Origin of the sequence: Paenibacillus sp. NPDC058898 (genome assembly GCF_049316025.1) — a bacterium.
In the GTDB taxonomy this organism is placed as follows: Bacteria; Bacillota; Bacilli; order Paenibacillales; family Paenibacillaceae; genus Paenibacillus_AQ.
This window is the reverse complement of the sequence record NZ_JBMOSM010000007.1, coordinates 175084-199439: the sequence shown is the minus strand read 5'-3', so window position 1 is coordinate 199439 and position 24356 is coordinate 175084. Positions and strand designations below refer to the sequence as shown.

The following is a 24356-nucleotide window of genomic DNA, read 5'->3' as shown; positions in this document are numbered from 1 at the left end:
GTAAATGGATGAAAGACAGGATCAGCTAATCATTCCACCTACTGTTTGGAGGAAGTCACCAATGTATCATCTATACAGCCATAATGATCTGGATGGTGTCGGATGCGGCATTATCGCCAAATGCGCTTTCGCCGAAGGAATTGATGTCCGTTACAACTCCATTCACGGTTTGAATCAGCAAGTCGCAAGGTATCTGAACCGGAATTCCGTGCAGGAGAATCCGTATGATGTGTTGTTTATTACGGATTTGTCCGTCGCTCCGGATATGGAGAAGGAACTGAACGTGTTTGTCGAAGAGGGAGGGCAGGTGCAGCTTATTGATCACCACAAAACGGCTCTTCACTTGAATGAATATAGCTGGGGGCAAGTGGATGTCACGCATCGGGACGGCCGCCCAGCATCGGCAACCTCACTATTCTATGAATATTTAATTGAGCATGGACATCTGGGCAGAAGCGAGGCACTGGACGAATTCGTAGAGCTGGTCCGCCTCTATGATACATGGGAATGGGAAGAGAATCAGAAGATTGAGGCTAAACGTCTGAATGATTTGTTCTATATGTTGTCCCTTGACGAATTTGAGAGCAAGATGACGCAGCGTCTGCGGGAGCAGGGGGGCTTCTTCTTTGATGAGTTTGAAGAGAAAATATTGGACATGGAAGAGAATAAAATCGATCGTTACATCCGCCGTAAGCAGCGGGAACTCATTCAGACCTTCGTGGGGGAGCACTGCGTAGGCATTGTATATGCCGAATCCTATCATTCTGAGCTTGCCAGCGAGCTGGGAACGACATATCCTCACCTGGATTACATTTCTATCTTGAACATGGGGGGAAGGAAAATGAGCCTTCGTACGATTCATGATCACGTGGATGTGTCCGAAGTGGCGATGCGATATGGGGGAGGCGGTCATCCCAAAGCAGCGGGGTGCACGATTAACGAGGAAGTGTATCAATTATTTGCTGCTGACTCGTTTGAGCTGGAACCGATCCGGTTCGACGCTTCACGGAATCAATTCAACATAAAGGGGACGGAGTCCGGTGTTCTATACGAAAGCTGGAGTGAGGATCTGTTGTTTGTTTATGCCCACGCCGGGGAATGGATTGTCGAGTGGAACGGGGACCCCCTCCCATTCCGGTTCAGATCGTTCGAGGAGGCGGAGCGGCACATGAAGCGGCAGTATGGCGCCTGGCTCTCCAGGGATGACGTGTTTGTGAAGATGCTGAAGGAGCAATGGAGGAGAAACCGTTCCAATGACCGGCCGGGACTGCCGCCGGATATGGATGAGGAGAAGTTAATGGAAGATCTGTAGAATTAACAGCATCAAGGGTGGAGGAGATCTATCCTAGAGACGCTTTATTGTGAGACAGGAGGAATATACGGTGAAAAAAATGATCGCCGGCTGGGCTCTTGCCCTGTTAACGGCAGGCATCCTCGCATGGAGTCAGACTCAAAGTCATTCCGAGCCCTCCATTCCCTCGGCTGTTCACAGCAAGGAGCTGCTGAAGGATGTTCATGTACCTTGGTCCGCTACGAAGAACACCATTCGATTGAATACATCCGATCCAGTAAGTGCGGCTGTACTGACCTCCAAGACGCTGTGGCAGTCCACGAATGAGCATAGTCGTCCGCAGGCGGTGATTCTGGTGGATTTGGCTCAATGGTCCATTGCGGCTGTTAGCGTCGATCTGACCCAGCTTAGCGAAGGACCTCTACTGTTTGTGGAAGAAGAGGGGATTCCCAAGGAGACACTGGAAGAGCTGCGACGGCTGAAGCCGAGGGGAGCGGAGCATAACAAGGGCATTGAGATTATTACTGTCGGCCCGATTTCGGATAGGGTGATGAAGGAGCTACATGGGCTTGAATATAAGACCGATCACATTGCTGCCGGGGAGCCAGCAGAAGCAGCCGCCGCTATTGATGAATACGCTGCTAAGGTATCCGGATCTGTACCCACCTCGGTTATTGTCGGATCGATGGATCGTCCGGATTATACGCTTCCTGCAGTAAGCTGGATTGCCCATATGCCGGAAACGATGCTGTATGTTCGCGAGAAGAATGTGCCTGAAGTGACGGCACAGGCGCTTCATAAGCGGAAAGGGAAAGCGAATATCTATATCATCGGTCCCGAAAAGGTGGTATCCCGGGCAGTCGAGGACAAGCTGCGGCAATATGGGAAGGTGACGCGGATATCCGGGGATGACCCGTTCGAGAATGCCTTACATTTTGCTCAGTTCAATGATCCCGTTACAGGCTTTGGTTGGGGCGTTCAATCGCCGGGTTACAGCCTCTCGTTCTCAACCCCAGATTCGCCCGTATTGTCCATTGCAGCCGCTCCATTGTCCCATATGGGTAAGCATGCACCTTTATTGTTTACGGACCGCGACGGGGTGCCACGCTCCATTACGAAGTATGTAGACTCGATACGGCGTCAGAGCGGCACGTCCCCTAAGGAAGCTCCTTATAATCACGCCTGGATTATTGGAGACGAACAGACCCTGACTACGAAGCTCCAAAGTGAGATTGATGAAATTCTAGACATGGATGCAGGGCGTGACTAATGTCGTCCTCCAAGTCCAGTGGCTGGTAAAGTTGATCTATCGTGTATTGAATGTGAAGAGAGCGGTCACCTTTGTCCCCGAATTTCTTCCTTGCTTAAAACCGTTCCAAGAAAATTTGGGGACAACAGCGATGGGAGGAACGATTCGTACACGAAGCGTCGTATAAAAGAAAGAGGGCATCCCGCTAGATCTACGATCTTTTGGGATACCCTCTTTGATATTGGATGATAGGTTCAGCATGCGAACATTCATCGCCATATTTTAAATTCAAAGATATTCGCAGGGATTAAGCATACCAGCCCCATACGAAGATGAACAGCGTTCCGAAGATCGTGACAAGGCCAACGAACAGAGCGTAGGCAATGTTGATGTAAACGGATTTTTTGTCATCACTTTCCCCGACGTGCATGAACAGCATGAGCTGAACGGTTGCCTGCAGGATAGCGGTAACCAGCAGAACGGCCAATTTCGAAGCTGCTGGCATATCCAGCAGAACGACGAGTGCAACCGCTGAAAGGACGAGAGACGATATATAACCCGCTACATGCTTAATTGGAAATAGCTGTTTTAACATGTCACATCAGTCCTTTCAAGTATACAAAGCTGAAGATGAAGATCCACACAACGTCCAGGAAGTGCCAGTAGAGCGAGAAGATGAAGGACTTGTTGGCTGTGGAATGATCCAGTCCATGCTTTTTAATTTGAAGCAGAATGCCAGTTCCCCACAGGAGACCGAAGGTAACGTGAGCTCCGTGGGTGCCAAGCAATGTGAACAAGCTGGAGGAGAAGGCGCTGGTAGAGAGCGTTACTCCTTCATGCACATAGGTGAAGAATTCGAAGATCTCGATCCCAAGGAATCCTGCACCGAGCAGCAGGGTGATGACCATAAAGATCATCATCTGCTTTTTCAGTCCCAGACGCATCGCATGAACAGCCAAACCAATGGTGAAGCTACTCGTTAAGAGCAGGAACGTTTCAAGTAATACTGGTGTAATTTCAAAGATTTCTGCTCCGCTCGGACCACTGGCAAAGCGGTTCACGAGAACGAAGTAGACGGTAAACAAGGTTGCAAAGAGCGCAATTTCAGCTCCAAGGAACAGCCAGAAGCCAAATATACGATTACGGTTTTCCTCTGTTCCATATTCCAGCGGCTGAGTGGCATCTATTTTCATACCGTATCACCCCGCAGTTTCTGTTCGGTTTGAACAATCTCTTCAACCGGGATGTAGTATCCGTGATCACGGTCAAAGGACATGGTTGCCAAAATAATCAATACCGCAATACCGGCAACGATGGATGGAATCCACCAGCTGAATACCAGGAAGAAGCCAAGGAAGAAGAAGGCGATACCCAGTATAAATGGTTTTCCGGTGTTGCTTGGCATGTGAATCTTCGTGATTTTCTCATCCGAAAGCGGCTCGTTGTTTTTCTTCGAGAACCAGTAGGCGTCGCGGCCTTTGACTTTCGGCGTTACCGCAAAGTTGTATACAGGAACCGGACTTGGCGTAGACCATTCCAGTGCACGTGCATCCCATGGATCTCCTGTTTTGTCGCGCGGCTCGTAACGTGTACTCCAGTAGATGTTGTATACCAGAATGATGAATCCGATCGCGAGGCCAATTGCGCCGACCATCGACAGCATATTCAGCGGGCCAAAGCCGGTTTCAGCCGAATAGGTGTACGTACGACGGGTCATCCCCATAAGTCCCAGGAAGAACATCGGGAAGAACGTAACGTTAAATGAGATGGCAATGAACCAGAATGCGATTTTGCCAAGCTTTTCGTTCAGACGGAAGCCGAACACTTTAGGGAACCAGTAATGGAAACCGGCAATGACGGCGAATACGGCGCCTGGAATAAGCACATAGTGGAAGTGGGCAACCAGGAACATCGTATTGTGATACTGATAGTCGGCACTGGCCATCGCCAGCATGACGCCGGTAACGCCACCGATCGTGAAGATCGGAATAAAGGCAAGCGAGTAGAGCATCGGCGTCGTAAAACTGATTCGACCCTTTCGAAGCGTGAAGAGCCAGTTGAATATTTTGATTCCGGTCGGTACGGCAATCGCCATCGTCGTGATGGAGAAGAAGCCGTTAACCATAGCCCCTTGACCCATCGTATAGAAATGGTGGGCCCATACCAGGAAGGACAACCCGGAGATAATCACCATACTCAATACCATGGAGCTGTAACCGTACAAGTTTTTTCTGGAGAAAGTCGAGATGATCTCACTGAAAATACCGAAAGCTGGCAGAATGACAATGTATACCTCAGGGTGTCCCCATACCCAGAACAGGTTGGCCCATAGCATATCCATGCCGCCGTTGGCCATCGTAAAGAATTGCGAACCAAAGACGCGGTCGAACATCATAAGCAAGAGCGCAATCGTAAGTACAGGGAAAGCAAAGATAATAATGACGCAAGTGATCAATACAGACCACGTAAACATCGGCATGCGCATCAGGGTCATGCCCGGAGCACGCATCTTCAGAATCGTCACGATAAAGTTCAGACCTGTCAGCAAGGTACCAATCCCTGAAATCTGAAGCGCCAGCGAGTAGTAGTTATTGCCGACCGTCGGACTGAATTCGATACTGGCCAGCGGGAAATAGGCGGACCAGCCGGCATCCGGCGAGCCTCCGATAACGAAGGAAATGTTGAACAGCATCGCGCCGGCAAAGAACAGCCAGAAGCTGATTGCGTTCAGTTTAGGGAAAGCTACGTCACGGGCACCGATCTGAAGCGGAATGATGACGTTCATCAGACCGAAGATAAACGGCATCGCCATAAAGAGGATCATGATGACCCCGTGAGTCGTGAATACTTCATTATAATGCTGACCGTTCAGAAACTTCATGTCCGGCGCAGCGGTTTGCGCACGCATCATGATCGCGTCCACGCCTCCGCGGAACAGCATGATCAATGCACAGATGATGTACATGACCCCAATTCTTTTGTGATCCACGGTTGTGAGCCATTCCCGCCAGAGATAACCCCACTTCTTGTAAAAGGTTAAACCGAAGAGGATTGCAAGCGAGACGAGAACAATACTCACCATGGCACCGTAAATTAACGGATCACCGGTAACGAAAAATTCGTCCCATTTCATAAAGGCCTAGCTCCTTTCTGGATGTATGAAGTAGATCGGGTGAAGAACGTTTTCCTCACCGATTTAATGTCCTTCATGTTGATGATTTGGACTTTCTTCAGCCGGGGAGTCCGGCAGTTGTTCATTCGGATCATCGTCTTTATGGTCCTGATGCTCCTCATTGCCGTTGACATCACCGCCATGGTGATGGTCTTCGGATGGCGGCGGGCTGAATTCCAAATGCGTGTTGGAGAAGGTCATTCGTCCGACATGCGCGGTATCCAGAAGCTTCTTGAACTCATCTTCCTTCAGTTCAGGCGCGGTATCCTTTACATCCTGAACCCACTCATCGTACTCGGCAGAGGTCATGGCAAGGGCTTCGAACTCCATATGGGCAAAACCTTCGCCGTTGAAGTTCGCGTTACGGCCCATCATCGAACCTGGTACGTCGGCAACCATGTTCAGCTTGGTGATCATGTCGCTCATCGCATATTTCTGCCCGTGAAGCTGAGGGATCCAGAAGCTTGTGATCGGACCGAAAGAGTAGAGACGGAATTCGATCGGACGGTTGGTTGGAATGTTGACGTAATTGACGGTCTCAATTCCTTCTTCCGGATAGCTGAAGTGCCATTTCCAGTTCGAAGAGGAAGCGTAAATGACCAAAGGCTTTTGGTTTTCGTATCCTTCAGGAACGTTCTCGACGGCGACCGTCGTTTTGACGGTTACCACAGAGAGCACGGCAACGATCAGAATCGGAATGGCAGTCCACAGAATTTCCAGCCATTTGTTGCCCTCTTCATGAGGCGGTTCGTAACCTTCGTTGGATTTCTTAGCTCGATATTTGGTAAGCATGTAGATATAGAGCGCGTAAACAACCGCTAGTATTCCGACCATCATGAGAATGGAGAATATGATTGTATCGGATAGGGTTCTCGCAGCCGGTCCTTTCGGATCTAATACCGTGATCGAGCTGCAGCCCGATAAGAGCAAGGTAAAGCATAAAAACAATGCAAATAACGGCCCTCTTTTGTTCATGATGTACCCCTTTCCTTGAAACGTTCGTTCGATTCAATGTTACTAACACATCTATAGTAGAAAGTTCCGGTCGGCTTTGCAAAACACATAAATTTGTATAATTAACAGATAAACCCACATTCGTGTCAATGTATGTAATTTTATGTGTTCAATTTGTTACAAAAGGGGAGGGTTGTGAGCGAAATCATTGTAGTGGCGCGGTTCTGGGGCAGTTCATACTTTGTTCAAACATTCACGAGAGTTACCAGTTTCGTCACAATTCCGGGCCTGTTTTTCGCTGTATTTCCCTTCTGGGCTTGCCGAATAAATCCCAGTATTGATAAGGGTTTAAGTGTGTATGTATATTTTTTCACAATAATATCGATGCGATTTTTTTATTTCCAGTTTACTTATTTCCCCAAAAGTACCGAAGAGGCTTGTGATATGATATAACTAAAATTTGGAACGTTATTTTATACTGGGAGCCTTGAGTTTGCTTGAGTGGAAAGAGAGGGGACGATGTGCGGTCGTTCTGGATATGGTTTATATTTCTTGGTTTGAGCTGGATTTTTGCCTTCCTCCCTGTGATCCAACATGGCAATCCTGACCAATTGCCTTGGAGATTGGGGAGCAGCGCCATTTTCTTCACGGCCTTTTTTCTATCGCCGTTATACCGCGCCAAGCCCGCAATGCTATTTGTCACACTGCTCGTTGCGTCTTTATTCTCCATGATCTCCTTATGGCCAACCAGCACAAGTGCATCAAACCCATACATACTACTGGTTTATTCCATTCTGGCAGGAAAAGCCGTATATCGGCTTCCGTTCATCCATGCTGCCTGCATAGGTCTTGTTCTGGCCGCAGGTGCCATGGTGCCAGGTTTGTTCGGATACGCCGAGTTTCCATGGTTCTTCCTCGTTCTATACTCGGTTATGCTCGCGATGGGTCTTGCCTTATTTCGCACGGTCTGGTCCCGTAATCAAGAGTCAACGGTTCGATATGAAACGCTGCTCAGTGAGTATCGTAATATGAAACGCCGCCTGATTACGGATGAGCAGCATGCCAGGCAGGAGGAGCGGGCTCAAGTCGGTCGGGATATCCATGACTCCGTCGGGCATAAATTAACGGCACTGCTCATGCAGCTTGAGATGCACCGGATGCAGGCGGACGGGGAAACCGCTGAAGTTCTGAAGGGGCTTAAAGCCCTGGCCAAAGAAAGTCTGGAGGAGACCAGGAACGCGGTGAAATCCATGAAACAGCAGGAGACCAGCGGATTGCCTGCGATCATTGGACTTCTCCGGCGCTTGGAATCCGAGAGCTTTATGCGCGTAACGCTAACGGCGCGGCATGGAGCACTTACCGTACCTTTAAACAATATCCAATCCATTGCGGTATACCGAGCGGTTCAGGAAGCTATGACCAATGCGATGAAGCATGGGAGCACCCGAGAAGTGCATATCATCTTCGAAGCGCCGGGAGGCGGGATATTCCGTTTTGAGGTAAGCAATCCGTATCACCGGAAACGCGATACATACCGGGATGGTTATGGTTTAAAAGCGATGCGAGAACGAATGGAAGAGGCTGGGGGCGAGCTTCAAATCTCCCAGTACGACAACCAATTTATCGTTCGCGGAACGCTATTCATGTCCAAGTTCATAGAGGAGGGAGTCCGCTGATACGTTTATTATTGGCAGAGGATCAGGCCATGGTTCGTCAAGGTCTGAAAATGATGATCGAAAGCGATTCGGATATGCTGGTTGCCGGTGAAGCTGGTAACGGCAAAGAGGCTGTGGCTTTATGCGAAAACCATATCTTTGATGTCGTTGTGCTCGATATCCGAATGCCGGAGATGAACGGATTGGAGGCTGCCCGCATTATACGTTCACGATGGCCGAAAACCAAAGTGCTGATGCTGACGACGTTTAACGACGACCAGTATGCGGTCGAGGCGTTAAAGAGCGGGGCAAGCGGGTACATGCTGAAGGAGGCCGAGCCAGAGGCCCTGATCCGCTCGATTCGAAGCTGCTTAAGCGGCGGATTGTCGCTCCAGGAGGATGTGGCGGCCAAGGTGATCCCCAAACTGCTGGAAGAGAAGAAAGCGCCCGTCGTTGATGCTTCGATTACCCCGCGGGAGCTGTCCATCATACGTCTGGTAGGGGAAGGGCGAAGCAACCGCGAAATCGCAGACGAGCTGGGTTTGTCGATCGGAACGGTCAAGAATCACGTCAGCCAGATTATGGACAAACTTGATCTAAGAGACCGGACACAGCTGGCGATTTATGCCATACGGCACAATGTGGTTTGATTCGCGAGAAAAGGCGATGACCCGTTAAATCCGAATCTAACATGACTGAAGTCATGGTTCGGAATCAAAGCAATGACCGAGGGCAGTGATGGCACTGCCTTTTTGCATATACACTTGTAGCTGTGGACGATATGAACGAAGGGCGCCAAGGCAGCTTAGGTTTCATTTCGAGAATGGGGGGAGACATGATGCTGGAAACCGTAGAACTTCGAAAAGTGTTTAAGGGCAAGACTGCTGTGGAGGAAGTCAGCCTGTATCTGGACCGGGGGGAATCCGTCGGATTGATCGGTCCGAACGGCGCCGGGAAATCGACAACCATCTCCATGATATCATCTTTGCTGAAACCGACCGGCGGCGATGTACGCCTGAACGGCAAAAGCGTGCTCAAGCATCCGCAGGACATTCGCACCGTATTAGGCGTGGTGCCTCAGGAAATTGCCTTATATGAGGAATTGACCTCGTATGAGAACCTTAAATTTTTCGGGCGCGTATATGGATTGAACGGAAAGGAATTGGAGATAAAAATTCAGGAGCTGCTTGAGACGGTCGGCCTTCGGGATCGCCAGAAGGAGTTAATTCGAACCTATTCCGGAGGCATGAAGAGAAGGATCAATATCGCAGCTGCTCTGCTGCATGATCCGCAAATCGTCATCATGGATGAACCGACCGTGGGCATTGATCCGCAGTCCCGCAATCATATTCTTGAAACAGTCCGGCGCTTAAACCGGGACAAAGGGACAACGGTACTGTACACAAGCCATTACATGGAAGAGGTGGAGCAGCTGTGCAGCCGGATGTACATCATGGATCACGGGCGGATTATCGCTTCGGGCACCAAGGAGGAGCTGCAGCACATCTTATCCGGTGAGGATACGCTGATCATCCAGCTGAATCGCCCGAATCCGGAGCTGGCCGAGGAGCTTCGATCCATAGAAAGCGTCAGGCAGGTTGAGGAGACGGATCATGGCTTGAAGCTCATTGTCATGAAGAACAGTTACATTCTGTCCGGGATCGTGCAGACTGCGGAACGCCTTGGGGTACAGATTCAGAATATTCATATCCAGTCGCCAAGTCTTGAGGATGTATTTCTTCATTTGACCGGCCGCAAGCTTCGGGATTGAGAGGAGGGACGGACGCTTGGGCGTATTTTTCAAAAAAGACTTTCTCGTCTATTGGAGAGACCGGAAAGAGATGCTGATTGCTTTGTTTATGCCATTAGCGCTAATCCTGGTTCTCGGATTTGCCTTGCCGAATTGGGTAGAGAATTCGAATGAGTCTCTTGAGATGAGAGTCGCATTGGTCGTGAAGGACCGACATGAAGAGGGAGTCCATGCCTTTCAAGAAAGCCTAAAGAGTATGTCAATCAGTACGGAACAGAAGAACGAACTGAGTAAAGCAGCCGCAAATTTCCAACTGGAAGCCCTATTAATGAATATGTTCGGGGACGATGAGGTTGAAGAATTCCTTCAAGTTGCTGCATTGGATGACCAGACTGCCCAAGTACAGCTGAAGGAAGAGAAAGTGGAGGCCATCATAACAGTTCCTGAGGCATACACGCTGGCTGCACTTAACAAGCTTCTCCTGCATGAGGGGGACGGCGCGGTTCTGACTTTAACGGCGCTAGAGAATTCAATGCAAGTGAATATTCTGCAAAATATGCTGGATGGATTTTTGGGTACCGTTAATTATCAGGCTGCTCTGGACAGCGGAATGGAAGGACAGGAAAGCAAGGGTGAAGGCGAGCTTGCGCTGGCGAACAGCCCTGTCGGCGGATTGGAACAAATCGAAGGTGTGGACATGATCACCTCGTTCCAATATTACGCACTGGCGGTCAGTATATTTTTTGCGCTGTCCGTCTCCACAACGACGGCGTCCAAATCGATCACGGAAAAGCGAGAGATGGTGTTTATGCGTCTTCTTCTTGCCGGAACCCATCCATTTCGCTACTTGTCCGGCAAGGTTGGGTCGACCTTGTGTATGTCTCTGCTTCAATCTTCGGTACTGATCATGATCTCACACTTTCTGTTTCAGCTTTTTCCGGGCAAGTCCCTGATCTTCTGGATCGGTCTGACCTTCATCATCTTCATGCTGTGCCTAACGGTCGCGGCGTTATCCGCGCTTTATACAGCCATGCTATTCCGAATGAAGGACGCTGATGTCGCAACCGGCATTTCATTCATACTGCTTGTTGTGCTCGGCGTCATCGGAGGGAATCTGGTGCCGATCTATATTTTGCCGGATTGGCTAATGAACATCGGCAGCGTTACCCCCAACGGCTTGGCCTTAATGTCCATGATTCAGTGGATTCAGGGCAGTCCGTTTCAAGAGCTATGGCTGCCGATCCTGTACCAAGGGGTATTCTTCGTCGTTATTCTAGCTGCGAGTTTATGGATCTTTCCAAGAAGGGGGCGGATCTGATGGCTCCCATCTTATTATCGCAATGGATGAAAGAAAAACGGAATCCATGGATGATCATCATGTTCATCGGTCTGAGCATATTAGCTACGCTTATGTTCGGAGCGAACGTTGACAGCAAGATCAAGATTGACATCTTCACCGAAGACGGGGCGGTGGAAAAGTCTGAGGCCAAGTGGATCGAATTGCTGAATCAAAACGATACGTTCGAATTTCGAATTCAGGATGAACAGGCGGCAAGAAAAAAAGTGCGCGAGGGACGCGCAGATCTCGCCGTGAAGCTGGTTTCTGACGATTATCGCATCATAGCCGCAATGGATAACCCATATGTCCAGTTAGCTGATCAGCATCTCCGTACGGTTTATGAACGAGAGATGTTGCTTCGGGCCGCAGCAGCGAACGTGCAAGATGAAACGAAATTCCGCGAGCACGTACATGTTTATATGGAGAAACCGCCCTTGCGTCTCCAATCCGAGTCGCAGGATGGGGGAGAACTCGTTCGTCATGATATGGGACTTCAGCTGCTGTTTGGATTTTCGTTATTCCTAGTGATGTTTACCGTTGGGTTCAAGGTGAATACGATTACGAAAGATAAAGCATCCGGCGTTTGGAACCGGCTCATTCTGTCTCCTGTCCGAAAAACAGAGATGTATATGGGTCACCTGCTGTACAGCTCTTTGATCGGCGTCTTGCAGATCATCATGGTGCTGCTCATCTTTCGTTATGGTTTCGGCTTCAACTTAGGCGACCAATATGGCTTGCTGCTGCTAGTCATTGTAATCTATACATTTACCATCGTCGCTTTATCGATGCTCTTGGTCGGCATATTGCAGTCACCTGAGCAATTTGGGACGTTGTTTCCGTCCATCATTCCAATCATGCCGCTCATCAGCGGGGTATATATGCCGCCAGGCACGATCACGAATCCGATTCTGCTTGGCATCGCGGAGGTCATTCCGCTGACCCATGCCATGAAAGCATTGACGGGAATAGCCGTGTACGGTTACGGCATCGCGGATCTCTGGCTCCCAATTTCCAAATTGCTGCTCATCGGGGTGTTGTGCATGGGCATAGGAATTAATCTGATGGAACGGCGTCATGTGTAAAAGAGGATCGTCGGCAAGAAGAATGTCGTTTTGTAGAAATCGGAAAATCGCCGTACCTCCGAAATAAGATAGCAGAAGTGGCACACTGACAATAGGAATGGGCCTTCCCTGTGGATCAAAGTCGGGGGAGGGCCCTTTTTCTTATGATACCGCATGGAGGTGGATAAGCTCCGCAAGCCGGATAAGCCCACTCTCCAGCTGATCGTACGAGGCGTAAGCATAGGATAGGCGCAGATGCTGCTGGTCGTTACGATCATATATATTTCCGGGATTAAGCAAAATGCTCTCCCTCAGCGCTTGTTCAAATAAAGGGCGAATGGAGAGGGGGTTCTTGATGCAAAGCCAAATATAGAATCCCCCTTGGGGTGTATTCCAGAGTGCAATATCGTGAAAATATTGCTCCAGTAACGACAGGGTAAAGTCTCGGCGTCTCATCAGCTCTGCCCGGATCTGAGCGAGATGATTCTCATATAACCCACTGGAGAGCCATTCGGCGACGGCATGCTGGGAAAGGGAGCTGGAGCCGTAATCGGTTTGCATTTTGATATCGGACAGCCGATCGATGACCGGCTCAGGCCCGACGATCCATCCGATGCGCAGCCCGGGACCCAGGGTCTTGGACATGCTGCCTATATAGAGCACCAGGCCTTGTTTATCCGAAGCTTTCAGAGGGAGGGGTGAGGGGGTGTCTAACCATAAATCCCCATACACGTCATCCTCGATTAAGGGCAGCCTTTCTTGAGCACAAACCTGGAGCAGTTCTGCCCGCCTGTCGGAAGACATTAGCGTTCCGGTAGGGTTATGAAAGGCAGGGATGGTATACAGAAGAGCAGCCCTGTGTTGGCGCTTAAGTCTCCCGAAGGCTTCCGTTCGGATCCCGTTCTCATCCATAGGGATGCCGTGCAGATGCATGCCGGCGGATTGAAACACATGGATCGAGTTCAGGTAAGAGGGATTCTCTACCAAAATGGAGGAACCGTGATGCAGCAGTCCAAGCGAGATCAGCTGTAAGCCTTGCAGCCCGCCGGAGACGATGAGTATGGAAGCAGGGGAGGCCATAATCCCTTTCTTTTTCAGATGATCGCTGATGATTTCCCTTAAGTATAGGCTCCCTTTCGGTTCCGAGTAGCCCAAGGTGAAGCGGCTGGATATCCTGCCGCTAAACGTCTCCCGCATTTGGTTAGTCGGAAGGAGATCAGGAGAGAGCTCGCCTGTTCCGAGACGGATCATGCTAGCATCGGCTTCCGCACGATTGATTTGCTGGATCAAATGGATGTTGGGCTGATAGGAGCCGGATTTCACGTATTGATTCCAATCAGGCGGAGGTGTGGCAGCAAGTAAACTCCATGTATTGTTAATAATTACGGTCCCTTGTCCCACGCGAGATTCGATTAAACCGTCTGCGGCGAGCTCCCCGAGTGCATACACAATGGTGCTGCGGTTCACTTGAAATTTGGCAGCCAGATCTCGCTGCGTGGGAATTTGGGTTCCGACCGGCCATTCCCCGTTCATGATTCTGCTCTTGATAACATCATAAATTTGCTGATGAAGCGGCACATTGGAGTGCTTATTCAATTTCCATTCTTCAGCCATAGGTATAGGTAAACCCGCTTTCATGTAGGAATATGCCTCAGTATAACTCATTGGTTGGGTCAAGTGCCAACCAATTGGTTGGAGACGCAGCCGATACCCTCCTTTACAATGGTGGAAATATTCGCTGGAGGTTTGGTTTCATATGATAGGTGTCATCGTTCATGGATTCATTCTAGCTTTGGGTCTTATTCTTCCTTTGGGCGTGCAGAACGTGTTTGTATTTAATCAGGGAGCGGTACATCCCCGCTTCATCAAGGCACTGCCCGTCATGATTACCGCATCGCTATGTGATACGCTGCTGATCTCATTAGCGGTTCTGGGGGTATCCGTTGTTGTTCTGGAATATGAATGGATCCGAACCGTGCTGTTTTCATTGGGGATCTGTTTCCTGGTCTATATGGGAAGGGTAACCTGGAAGAGTAAACCTTCGGGTCAAGCGCAAGAAGAGACTCGTTCGTTTACGCCGAAAAAGCAAATTATATTTGCCATGTCTGTATCCTTGTTAAATCCGCATGCTGTTCTGGACACGATCGGGGTCATTGGCACAAGCTCGCTCCAATATACAGGGATCGACAAAGTGGTCTTTGCCGTTGTATGTATCGCAGTTTCGTGGTTGTGGTTCTTGGGTCTTGGAATAGCGGGCAGGACAGCGGGAAGAATGGATCCATCAGGGAAATGGTTGTCCACGTTGAACCGAATATCGGCGTTGATTATGTGGGGAACAGCGGGGTATCTGGGGGTTAGCCTGATTCTATCCTAGCCGAAACGGTATGTGTGATTTTTTTATTATAGAAGATAAATCCCTTTGCCCACTCCTCTTCCAACCTATATAATGGGCCTAATTCAAAAGGGTATGAGGAGGGGGACTTATGGAATACAGATTAATAAAGGCGGATCCCAAGATGTTCTCGAAATATTTTGCTACCTATTATAAGAATAATTGGTTTAGACCGAGCTGGGGTGATTCAACCAAGGTTCTAGCGGATTCGGACGACGGTTACTGGGTTGTCTTAGGTGACGATAAAGTGGCGGGAGTTTATTTGACTGACCATTCCATCGGACTTGTGTTTGGTATCCCCCCATATTCTATTACCACAAAGATGATTGATTACGTGAAGAGCTATACCTTAAAATCCTGGAATTTGACAGAGTCTCTGCATGCTCATAATGTTCTGGTTGAGCAGGAGATCGCTTTTCGTGAAAATGGTTTCGTTCAGGTTGAATCCAGGCAATGCATGATGCGGCCTACCGAACAGCTGGAAACATCGATGGATCTCCATTATATGGATAGAAGGCCCACTATAGAAGATATGTCTAAGATTGTAGAGGTGTTTAGGGAAGCGTATGCAAATGGCCCGGATGAGCGGGAAGTCCAGGTTTATGCGGATGATGCGGCCCGATATTTTGACATAGTGGACCCCAAGCTGTTGGAAGCCTCTTCAGTAGTATATGACCGAACAACGGAAGAAATCGTCGGTGTATGTTTGATCTATTTATGGGAGGGCCTGCCACTCGTTTATAGCATCGCAGTATTACCCCAACATCGAGGGCTGGGGTTGGCGAGCGCGATGCTGGATAGGGCATTAACCGTCTTGGAGCCTGATTATCCTGTGCTGCGACTCTTTGTAACGGCGGGAAATCAAGCGGAGCAATTGTATAGGAAGAAAGGTTTTCTCTCCGGCGGGGAATATCATCATCTTAAATACACCATCGAGTAAGATATGCTGCGCAGGGTGTTTGGTAGTGTGATAAACGGAAGATCGTGCTTTGATCTATTCTCTAAGGGGGCATTCAGGTGAATATTTCGATTGGCGGCTATTCTTTTTATAATACGTTTCTGGATGGAAAAATGGATGTGTTCGGTTATTTGGAGACGGTGAAGTACCGGTACCGAATGGATGCGGTTGATTTGTGGAACGGTTTTTTCATCGATCGGAGCGATAGCGTATATAAGCTTGCTGATAAGAGTTACATCCGGAAAATCAGAGAGGCACTGGATGAGAAAGAGATGAGGGTGGTTAACTTTGCTGTGGATGGAGCGCACCTATGGGATCCAGACCCGGATATCCGGCAGAAGCTGTACGAGAACGCGCTGGTTCATCTGGATGCCGCTGAAATCCTGGGCGCCGAAACCGTGCGAATCGACACCGGCGGCAGTTATAAGGAATCGGAGCCGATGACTTACGAACAGTTCGAGTATACCGTTAAACGTTATCGGGAATATGCGGATCGTGCAGCGGATGGCGGTTATACCATTGGTCCGGAAAATCATATGGGCGCATCGCTGCTTCCGCGAGAAATGAAACAGCTTGCCGAGGAAGTCCAACATCCGGCTTTTGGTTTTCTGCTTCATCTTGGCAGATGGAAGGCAGATGAGGCTGAAGGTGATGAGATGGTTGCCCCATGGACGGTACATACTCATTTTGATGCAAAAACAGCAGTCCATCCCGATGCGGAGGAGAAGGTACGGAGCCTGCTCGCAGGCGGATACAAGGGTTACTGGGGCGTTGAATACAATGCGCCGCACAACCAATATGTGGAGATGGAATGGATTATCGGTGCCGTCAAACGGATCGTGAGTAATGCCAGTCGAGTTGAGTTGGAATGATGAAATCGTGCGAGATGGTTGCTTTGTATTGCAATGGAAGTGCGTTTGAAGAGCGTTGGGAGGGCGTTTAAAGAGCATTGGAAGGGCGTTAGTATTGCGATAGGCATTTGAAAGGCATTTATATTGCATTGTATGGCATTGCATTGTATTTGTATTGCGTAGTATTGCATTGCATTGTATTTGTTTTGCGTCGAATTGCATTTTATTATATTTGCATTTCTAACGGACTGAGCATCCGTTATTTAGTTAAAAAAGATGAGTTTAACTAGTTTAGCGGACATGAGATACGTTATTCGCCGTAAAAGTGTGATTATCGACCTATTTTAACTGAAATAACGGATCTGGTGTCCGTTCGATTCGCGAAATGAGCAATTCTGAACGAAATAACGGACCTGGAGTCCGCTCGATTGGCGAATTCAGCGATTTTGATGGAAATGAAGGCGTTCGGGTCCGGTCGTGCCAAATGGGAAGAATAATCCGTGTTCGTCTTACGCAGATCATTTATCCTTATAGCAGAAAAACAAGAGAGCGGGTTCCATGGAACCCGCTCTCTTGTTTTCTGTCAGCGGCCTGTAAGAAAAATGTCGAAGGCCATCTTAACTGGATAACTTAAACTGGCTGTTGTATAACTCGTAATAAAAGCCGCGTTTGGCCAGCAGTTCTTCGTGTGTGCCACGCTCCGCGATACCGCCTTGATTCATGACGAGAATCTGGTCAGCCTCGCGGATCGTGCTTAGACGATGAGCGATGACAAAGCTCGTTCGGCCCTGCATCAGGGTGCGCATGGCGGTTTGAATATGCATCTCCGTCCGCGTATCGATGCTGCTGGTAGCCTCGTCCAGAATCAGTATGACCGGATCGGCAAGCACCGCACGCGCGATCGTCAAGAGCTGCCGCTGGCCCTGGCTCAGGTTGCCTCCGCCCGAGAGAAGCTGCGTATCATAGCCTTCGGGCAGCTTCATGATGAAGTCATGCGCATTGGCAAGCTTGGCGGCAGTTTCTATCTCTTCGTCCGAGGCATCAAGCCGGCCGTAGCGGATGTTCTCTCGAATCGATGCCGAGAATACATAGGCATCCTGCAGTACGATTCCCAGCTTGCTCCGCAGATTGTCCTTATCAAGCTGTCGGATGTCGACCCCATCAATGGTGATCACGCCAGAATCGATCTCATAGAAACGGGTGAGCAGATTGATGATGGTGGTTTTGCCGGCACCTGTCGGACCGACGAGCGCAATGGTCTCGCCCGGCCTAGCGGTGAGTGATACATCCTCCAGAATCGGGACGCCCTCCTTATAACTGAAACAGACACGGTCAAATTGTACCTCGCCATACATGTCATCCGTTGTATTATCGTCTTGGTTGTCTTGGTACTCGGACTCGGTATCGATAATCTCAAAGACCCGTTCAGCACCGGCCACAGCAGATTGCACCAGGTTGAATTGATTCGCCAGATCGTTCAGCGGCCGTTGAAACTGCTTCGAGTAGTTTAGAAATGCAACGACAACACCCACGGTAGTATAATCCTTGAATGCCATATACCCGCCAACCGCCGCAATTAAAGCAAAGCTGACGTTATTCAGCACGTTCATAACCGGACCGACGGTACCCGAATAGATCTGAGCTTGAATACTGGCATCGGTCAGCTTCTTGTTCATGACATCGAACTGCGCAGCGGCATGCCTCTCCCGGCGATATACCTGTACAACCTTCTGACCCGAGACGGTTTCCTCGATAAAGCCATTAAGCTCCCCCAGCGTGCTCTGCTGCTTGGAGAAATACTTCCTTGTCCGGCTTGCTACCGTCTTCGTGAACAGCATAACAAGCGGAATGGTCACCATGCTGAGCAGCGTCAGCCATATGTTCAGGTACAGCATGATGGCGAGTGATCCAACCAGGGACAATACGCTTGAGATTAGCTGGGTTACGCTCTGATTCAATGTCCCGGAGACGTTCTCGATATCATTGGTCGTGCGGCTCATCAATTCGCCGTGCGTCTTGCTGTCGAAGAATCGCAGCGGAAGAATTTGAAGTCTTGCAAAAATATCCCTCCGCATGGCCTGAATAGACAGCTGGGAGACCTTAACCATGACATGCTGTTGCAGCCATGCCGTGAGCGCGGTACCCGCGTAAACGGCAAGAAGCACCGCACACAACCCCATGAGTCCCTCGAAATCTCTTGGAATGATGTAATGATCCACCGCATTTCCCAGCAGGAAAGGAGCCACCAGGGACAGAATCGTCGCGATGAGCGTGAATAAGAATACCGCGATCATACCGCTCTTAAATGGACGAAGGTAACCCCAGATCCGGCGAAGCGTTGCCATCGTATTTTTGGGCTTCGCCTTGGCCATCGTCATTCCACGCATGGGGCTGCCGCCGCGCATGCTAAAGTCCGGAGCGTCCGCATGGCCTTGCTTGGTTTCCTGATCCGCTTTAACCATGGGAAGACACCTCCTTGCCGAATTGCGATTGATAAATATCCTGGTATAACTCACAGGAAGCAAGCAGCTCGCTGTGCGTACCCTCCGCTACCAATTTTCCATCATCCAGCACCAGTATAAGATCGGCATCGATCACGGAAGAGATCCGCTGGGCAATCATGAGGCAGGTACGACCGTTCATCAGTTGGGCTAACTCTTTCTGAAGCCTGGACTCCGTCCCCATATCGATGGCGCTTGTGCTATCATCAAGAATAAGAATGGCGGGGCGAAGCAATAATGCCCGTGCAATGGAGATCCGCTGCTTCTGGCCGCCGGAGAGGTTCACGCCTCTTTGTCCAAGCACGGTGTCGTACCCTTCCGGCATGGACGAAATGAATTCATGCGCCTGCGCAGCCTTAGCTGCTGCCACCACTTCTTCATCGGAAGCATCCGCTTTCCCGTAGCGGATATTGTCCCGGATCGTGCCTGTGAAGAGGATGGATTCTTGAAGGACGATGCCAATGCGTTCGCGTAACGCCGATAAGTCGATCTGTCGCACATCGGTCCCATCGATGAATATCCGCCCGGATGTTACATCATACAGGCGGGGGAGCAGGGATACCAGCGAGGTTTTTCCCGAACCGGTTGCTCCCATAATTGCGACGGTCTGCCCTGGCTGAACGTTGAAACTGATATTATGTAAAACGGGCTTCTGTATTTCCGGTTTATAGGAAAAAGTCACCTGGTCAAATACGATTTCTCCCTGCTTGCATACATTCATCGTCGGCTGAGCAACGTTTACAATCTCGGATTCCGTATGCATGACTTCCTGGATACGATCAGCGGAAACCTTAGCTGTAGAGATTCGGACCAGCATCATCGCGACGGAGGATACGGAGAATAGCACCTGCGTCACATAGTTGATAAAGGCTACCAGGCTTCCCACCTCGAAAGAGCCATCGATCGCGTTCTTCCCGCCAAGCCATAGGACAACCACGATACTGATGTTCAGTATCATGGTGAGGATGGGCATATTGAGCGCAACGATCCGTTGTGTTTTAACCGAAACTTGCGTGAAGTCGGTATTCGCTTGATGGAATCGATCCTTCTCATACCCGGCTCGCACGAATGCTTTGGATACCCGGATGCCAGCGAAATTCTCCTTCAGGACCGTATTCACCTTATCGAGTTTCTTCTGAACGGTGGCGAATAAGGGGAGGGTGGCGCGGATCAGGAAGAACATCACCACGAACAACAATGGAACGGCAACGGCCAGAATGATGGCAAGCTTCGGGCTAATGATCACCGCCATAATAATGCTTCCAATCGCGAGAAACGGAGACCGAACGAAGATGCGCAGCAGCATCTGGACCATGGTCTGAAGCTGAACGATGTCGCCCGTCAGCCGGGTGATAAGTGAACCGGTCGAGATGTCGTCCAGATTTCGGAACGAGAGAGTTTGAACCTTGCGGAATAAATCCCGGCGCAGGTCGGCACCGAAACGCTGCGAGGCAACGGAAGAATAGATCGTACATCCGAGACCTCCAAGCAGCCCGATGGCAGCCGCACCCAGCATGATAAGACCTGTATGGAGAATGTGTGAAGTATCGTTCTGCAGGACACCTTGATCAATAATGCTGGCCATGAGAATGGGCTGAAGCAAATCCATGGCGACCTCCAGCAGCATGAGCAGCGGCGCAAGCAGGGCCGCTGCCCAGTGGGGACGTAAATAACGAAATAATTTGAGCAAGAATAATGGCACCTTCTTTATTCTTTTTAGTCTAAATACCAAGTTAAGCCATAGGCTTCAACCTTGTCAAAGGGAAAAGGGATAAGCGCAACTTGCATCTCTTAAGATAAACTTTATCTTTTCCCTACTTTTCCTTAAACTCTATTTATTAATCTGGATAAACCAAGCTAGAGGGAGTTGTTGAAGTTGAAAAAGGGTTTGATCATGCTCGTTATATTTCTGTTAGTCGGATGCGAGTCGATAATGACGGAGACGCCTAACGTGAATGATAGGGTAGAGAGTAGAGATGGACAGGAATCAAAAGCGGGTTCCGATACGCAATCGAATCCTCCATCAGCTGTGCAAACGATCCGTGTAACAGATGAACAAGTGACACGTGGAAATTTGGTCCTGGTCAACAAGGATCATCCGCTTGATCAGGGAGCGGTGCCGAAGGATATCGTAACATTGTTTGAGAATAAAGACTTAATGCATGGTTATGTGGTTCTGGACAACACGATCCGGTTATCGCGCAGTGTGGCAGAGAAATTCGGTGATATGGTTGAAACCGCCGGAGAAGACGGAGTCAATCGCTTCATGATCAGCAGCGGGTATCGGGATGAGGGCGAGCAAGAACAGCTTTATCGTGAAAAAGGTTCCGATTACGCCTTGCCTCCAGGCTACAGCGAACATAATCTCGGGCTCTCGATGGATATCGGATCGACGCAGCAGTCGATTGATCGATCGCCCGAAGGGAAGTGGCTGAAGGAGCATGCATGGGCGCACGGATTCATTCTGCGATATCCTGAGGACAAAACAGAGATTACAGGCATTCAGTATGAACCGTGGCATTTTCGTTATGTTGGGCAGCCGCACAGCATGATCATGAAGGAACTGAATCTTACATTGGAGGAATATTTGGATTACCTGAAGGAACAATCCAGCTATACAACAACCGTAGAGGGGAAGGAATACGAAATAAAGTATGTACCCGTGACATCCAAAGACATGGAGATTGAGATACCGGCAGGAAGCGAGTATGAGATATCTGGAAACAATATCGACGGAATCATTGTGACGGTACTGCTGAACAAGGATGATGAGGAATGAAATTATCGTATAAATGGATGCTTGTATTACTATATGCGCTGTATCTCTATGTCTTACTCAAGGTGATTTTATTCAAGTTCGGTTCCGTAGATATATCAGTTCTGTGGCAGCAACTGCATCGAGCCACCGAGATCCCGGATTATGTACAAAATCGATTGCAATTTGCCAATTTCACGCCCTTTGAATCCATTCGTATGAATATCAAGCACCTTTCGAGTACGCATGACGTGGTCAATCTCTTTGGCAATATCGCCATATTCATGCCCAATGGCCTATTCGTCGGTCTTATGCTTAGGAACAAGTTCCTCGGATTCATTGGCTCCTTCACGACATCCCTGGGGTTGAGCCTGGGACTGGAATGCTCCCAGCTCTTTTTTTCAATGGGAAGTTTTGATGTGGATGATTTAATCCTGAATACGGCTGGAGGTGTGCTTGGGTACGGCATGTTTCTCGTGCTTAAACTCACCTTAGCGGGAACAACTCTTCCTATGGACGAGAGAAGAGAAAGAACGGATAAGCCTTTAATTGGGAACGAACAAGCAGGGAAGTGAAGTGGAATTGATTCAGGGAATCTACAGATAACGAGCCTAATAATATGCGCGGACAGGAATACAAATACAATCCTTGGATATTCCTCTATCTCAAAAAAATCGTCAGGGCGTTCCTGACGATTTTTCGTATTGCCGGCTCCCCTGTAGGTGTTCCGAAGTATAAACAAAGCCCCTCCGCTTCGTATTCGGGAAGGGAAGGGCTTGGCCGCATTAATGATTAGGAAGGAGATGTTTATTGGCAGATGGCCCGGATCCTTCCGGTTCATCTTTCATATCGGCAACCTTGATCACGGGGTATGTTTTCACCGCTCGGTCCAAGGTTTGTTTCTCCATGAGTTTCCCGTCCAACACAACTGCAGAAATGCTTGTCGTGTTTCGAATGTCCGTGAGCGGGTTCTTGTCAAGGAGCACGAGATCGGCGATCTTTCCTTTTTCTACGGTGCCCAGTTCCTGCTCTCTCTCCAAATATCGCGCCGGATTCAGCGTTGCCGCCTGTAAGGCCTGCAACGGGGTAAGACCGCTTTTAACCAGAAGTTCGAGTTCATCGTGCAAGGAAACGCCGTATATAAAGTTCGTCATTTCGAAGCTGGAATCGGTGCCTGCAAGCATAGGCACGTCGGCATCGTTCAACTTTTTGACCATGCCCGGCGTTGTGGAATTGATGGCCGCCATTAATTCCGTTTGTTCGGGGGGAATGGCGCGAATCACTTCGGCCCATTGCTTCTGCACGGCAGTAGGTACGTATTTGGACCGAGGATCAATTTCGGTTTTGGCCGAATTCAAATAGGTAACTATGGTCGGTACAGGCCAGACTCCCTTTTCTTTGAATTTGCGGAACAGCTTATTGGCCTTTACGGAATCATAGGATTCGGAGGCTTCGATCTCTGCCAGCGAATAACCGAGCAAATCGCTCATGTCGGCATTCTTGAAAATATCGTCTTCGATGCTCGAGGTGGCAATAAACAAACCGTGCAGGTGTTCAATGCTCTTGAATCCCAGTTGAGCGGCTTCGCTGGCCCGCACCTCTACCGGCAAATGACCGACCACCGGCAAACCGTACTTTTGGGCTTCATCCATGACCGCCAGAAACAGTGGACGTGGCAACCAAGAGTATACCTTGATATGATCCGCGCCCTTTGCCGCATTAAGACGGACAGCTTCGCGCGCTTGTTCTTCTGTTTTTAAGTAGAACATATGGGGGGCCTCGTCAGCCGGACCTCCATTTAGAGTCGAACCTGCATATACCAGACGTGGGGCCGGCATACCGGCTTGAATACTCGTTTTCCACTGATCGACGTTGGCAAGCGCCACCCCCATCTCCCTTACTCCGGTCACTCCGTTAGCCAGTAGTAGCGGGAAAGCGTCTTTATAGTTGTCTTCCAGATGGACGTGCATGTCCCATAGACCGGGAATGACGTATTGGCCCGAAGCATCCCGTACTTGCGCGTAATCGGGAATCGCCGTTTGTGTGCTGTTTCCAATGTGACTGATCTTATTATCTTTAATGATAATCGTCTGATCGTTGGTTAACTTTCCGGACCTTACGTCTATGATCGTCGCATGCTGAAGCACCAGCGTCTGCCTAGTCGCGGGCTCAATGCTTGCATAACCGATACCTGTACCTCCCGCTAACGCAATCAATAATACCATGAACCCTAACAGGGATTTCCTGAAGCTGCGCATTTTCCTCGTTAATCTCATCTTGTTTGTCCTCCTCGCAGAAATGAATGCTATCATCCGATATAACTTGATTGTAGCGTCCGAATCCTGCTTTTTTATTAATCCTTTCTTACAAAAAGCTTACGGTTGAAGTGTGGAAGGGTGCCGGGTTGCCAGCGGTCTAAATCTGTGAG

General features: G+C 49.4%; 21 protein-coding genes. 13 read left to right on the top strand and 8 right to left on the bottom strand.

Annotation, left to right across the window (positions count from 1 at the left end):
• The first annotated feature begins 61 nt into the window (after positions 1–61).
• The gene (locus ACOZB4_RS20095) at positions 62–1312 is read left to right on the top strand and encodes a DHH family phosphoesterase (RefSeq protein WP_379406998.1); all 1251 of its coding nucleotides are present in this window, start codon (positions 62–64) and stop codon (positions 1310–1312) included.
• A gap of 79 nt (positions 1313–1391) precedes the next feature.
• On the top strand, positions 1392–2561 hold the full coding sequence (locus ACOZB4_RS20090; RefSeq protein ID WP_379407017.1) for a cell wall-binding repeat-containing protein: 1170 nt from the start codon (positions 1392–1394) through the stop codon (positions 2559–2561).
• A 286-nt stretch (positions 2562–2847) separates the two neighbouring features.
• Here ACOZB4_RS20090 and qoxD read toward each other — a convergent pair whose 3' ends face one another.
• From qoxD to qoxA, 4 genes are all read right to left on the bottom strand, one after another.
• Entirely contained in the window at positions 2848–3135 is a 288-nt protein-coding gene (gene qoxD / locus ACOZB4_RS20085) for a cytochrome aa3 quinol oxidase subunit IV (protein WP_098743425.1), read from the bottom strand.
• Between the two features lies 1 nt (position 3136).
• On the bottom strand, positions 3137–3733 hold the full coding sequence (qoxC, locus tag ACOZB4_RS20080; protein WP_076321252.1) for a cytochrome aa3 quinol oxidase subunit III: 597 nt from the start codon (positions 3731–3733) through the stop codon (positions 3137–3139).
• Complete coding sequence (gene qoxB / locus ACOZB4_RS20075) at positions 3730–5673, bottom strand: cytochrome aa3 quinol oxidase subunit I (RefSeq protein ID WP_379406999.1); 1944 nt, start codon at positions 5671–5673, stop codon at positions 3730–3732. The genes qoxC and qoxB overlap by 4 nt, the downstream gene beginning before the upstream one ends.
• A 63-nt stretch (positions 5674–5736) precedes the next feature.
• Entirely contained in the window at positions 5737–6687 is a 951-nt protein-coding gene (gene qoxA, locus ACOZB4_RS20070; protein WP_076321254.1) for a cytochrome aa3 quinol oxidase subunit II, read from the bottom strand.
• A gap of 476 nt (positions 6688–7163) precedes the next feature.
• Between qoxA and ACOZB4_RS20065 the strand changes: the two genes are divergently transcribed.
• The 5 genes from ACOZB4_RS20065 (at position 7164) to ACOZB4_RS20045 (ending at position 12492) form a co-directional block, all read left to right on the top strand.
• Entirely contained in the window at positions 7164–8342 is a 1179-nt protein-coding gene (locus tag ACOZB4_RS20065) for a sensor histidine kinase (RefSeq protein ID WP_379407000.1), read from the top strand.
• Positions 8339–8971, top strand: coding sequence for a response regulator (locus ACOZB4_RS20060; RefSeq protein ID WP_076321255.1), 633 nt, complete (start codon positions 8339–8341; stop codon positions 8969–8971). The genes ACOZB4_RS20065 and ACOZB4_RS20060 overlap by 4 nt, the downstream gene beginning before the upstream one ends.
• Positions 8972–9159: 188 nt before the next feature.
• Complete coding sequence (locus ACOZB4_RS20055) at positions 9160–10092, top strand: ABC transporter ATP-binding protein (protein WP_379407018.1); 933 nt, start codon at positions 9160–9162, stop codon at positions 10090–10092.
• A gap of 16 nt (positions 10093–10108) precedes the next feature.
• On the top strand, positions 10109–11389 hold the full coding sequence (locus tag ACOZB4_RS20050; RefSeq protein ID WP_379407001.1) for an ABC transporter permease: 1281 nt from the start codon (positions 10109–10111) through the stop codon (positions 11387–11389).
• Positions 11389–12492, top strand: coding sequence for an ABC transporter permease (locus ACOZB4_RS20045; protein ID WP_379407002.1), 1104 nt, complete (start codon positions 11389–11391; stop codon positions 12490–12492). The genes ACOZB4_RS20050 and ACOZB4_RS20045 overlap by 1 nt, the downstream gene beginning before the upstream one ends.
• Positions 12493–12633: 141 nt before the next feature.
• On the opposite strand, the gene ACOZB4_RS20040 is transcribed toward ACOZB4_RS20045, so the two are convergent.
• A complete protein-coding gene (locus ACOZB4_RS20040; RefSeq protein WP_379407003.1) occupies positions 12634–14085 on the bottom strand; it encodes a PLP-dependent aminotransferase family protein in 1452 nt (483 codons plus the stop codon).
• 142 nt (positions 14086–14227) lie between these two features.
• On the opposite strand from ACOZB4_RS20040, the gene ACOZB4_RS20035 reads away from it, so the two are divergent.
• The 3 genes from ACOZB4_RS20035 (at position 14228) to ACOZB4_RS20025 (ending at position 16693) form a co-directional block, all read left to right on the top strand.
• Positions 14228–14845: a LysE/ArgO family amino acid transporter gene (locus tag ACOZB4_RS20035; protein WP_379407004.1), complete on the top strand. Its 618-nt coding sequence runs from the start codon at positions 14228–14230 to the stop codon at positions 14843–14845.
• A gap of 109 nt (positions 14846–14954) precedes the next feature.
• The gene (locus ACOZB4_RS20030) at positions 14955–15803 is read left to right on the top strand and encodes a GNAT family N-acetyltransferase (RefSeq protein ID WP_379407005.1); all 849 of its coding nucleotides are present in this window, start codon (positions 14955–14957) and stop codon (positions 15801–15803) included.
• Between the two features lie 77 nt (positions 15804–15880).
• On the top strand, positions 15881–16693 hold the full coding sequence (locus ACOZB4_RS20025; protein ID WP_379407006.1) for a sugar phosphate isomerase/epimerase family protein: 813 nt from the start codon (positions 15881–15883) through the stop codon (positions 16691–16693).
• 596 nt (positions 16694–17289) lie between these two features.
• Here ACOZB4_RS20025 and ACOZB4_RS20020 read toward each other — a convergent pair.
• Together ACOZB4_RS20020 and ACOZB4_RS20015 are read right to left on the bottom strand one after the other, a co-directional pair.
• On the bottom strand, positions 17290–19134 hold the full coding sequence (locus ACOZB4_RS20020; RefSeq protein ID WP_379416633.1) for an ABC transporter ATP-binding protein: 1845 nt from the start codon (positions 19132–19134) through the stop codon (positions 17290–17292).
• The gene (locus tag ACOZB4_RS20015; protein WP_379416636.1) at positions 19127–20863 is read right to left on the bottom strand and encodes an ABC transporter ATP-binding protein; all 1737 of its coding nucleotides are present in this window, start codon (positions 20861–20863) and stop codon (positions 19127–19129) included. Before ACOZB4_RS20015 ends, ACOZB4_RS20020 begins: the two co-directional genes overlap by 8 nt.
• A gap of 186 nt (positions 20864–21049) precedes the next feature.
• Between ACOZB4_RS20015 and ACOZB4_RS20010 the strand changes: the two genes are divergently transcribed.
• The 3 genes from ACOZB4_RS20010 to ACOZB4_RS20000 are packed head-to-tail and all read left to right on the top strand — an operon-like array spanning position 21050 to position 22724.
• On the top strand, positions 21050–21952 hold the full coding sequence (locus ACOZB4_RS20010; RefSeq protein ID WP_422759614.1) for a M15 family metallopeptidase: 903 nt from the start codon (positions 21050–21052) through the stop codon (positions 21950–21952).
• Complete coding sequence (locus ACOZB4_RS20005) at positions 21949–22503, top strand: VanZ family protein (RefSeq protein WP_379416638.1); 555 nt, start codon at positions 21949–21951, stop codon at positions 22501–22503. The genes ACOZB4_RS20010 and ACOZB4_RS20005 overlap by 4 nt, the downstream gene beginning before the upstream one ends.
• A gap of 44 nt (positions 22504–22547) precedes the next feature.
• Entirely contained in the window at positions 22548–22724 is a 177-nt protein-coding gene (locus ACOZB4_RS20000; protein WP_379416640.1) for a hypothetical protein, read from the top strand.
• Here ACOZB4_RS20000 and ACOZB4_RS19995 read toward each other — a convergent pair.
• A complete protein-coding gene (locus ACOZB4_RS19995; protein WP_379416642.1) occupies positions 22714–24204 on the bottom strand; it encodes an amidohydrolase family protein in 1491 nt (496 codons plus the stop codon). The genes ACOZB4_RS20000 and ACOZB4_RS19995 overlap by 11 nt on opposite strands.
• Positions 24205–24356 lie beyond the last annotated feature (152 nt).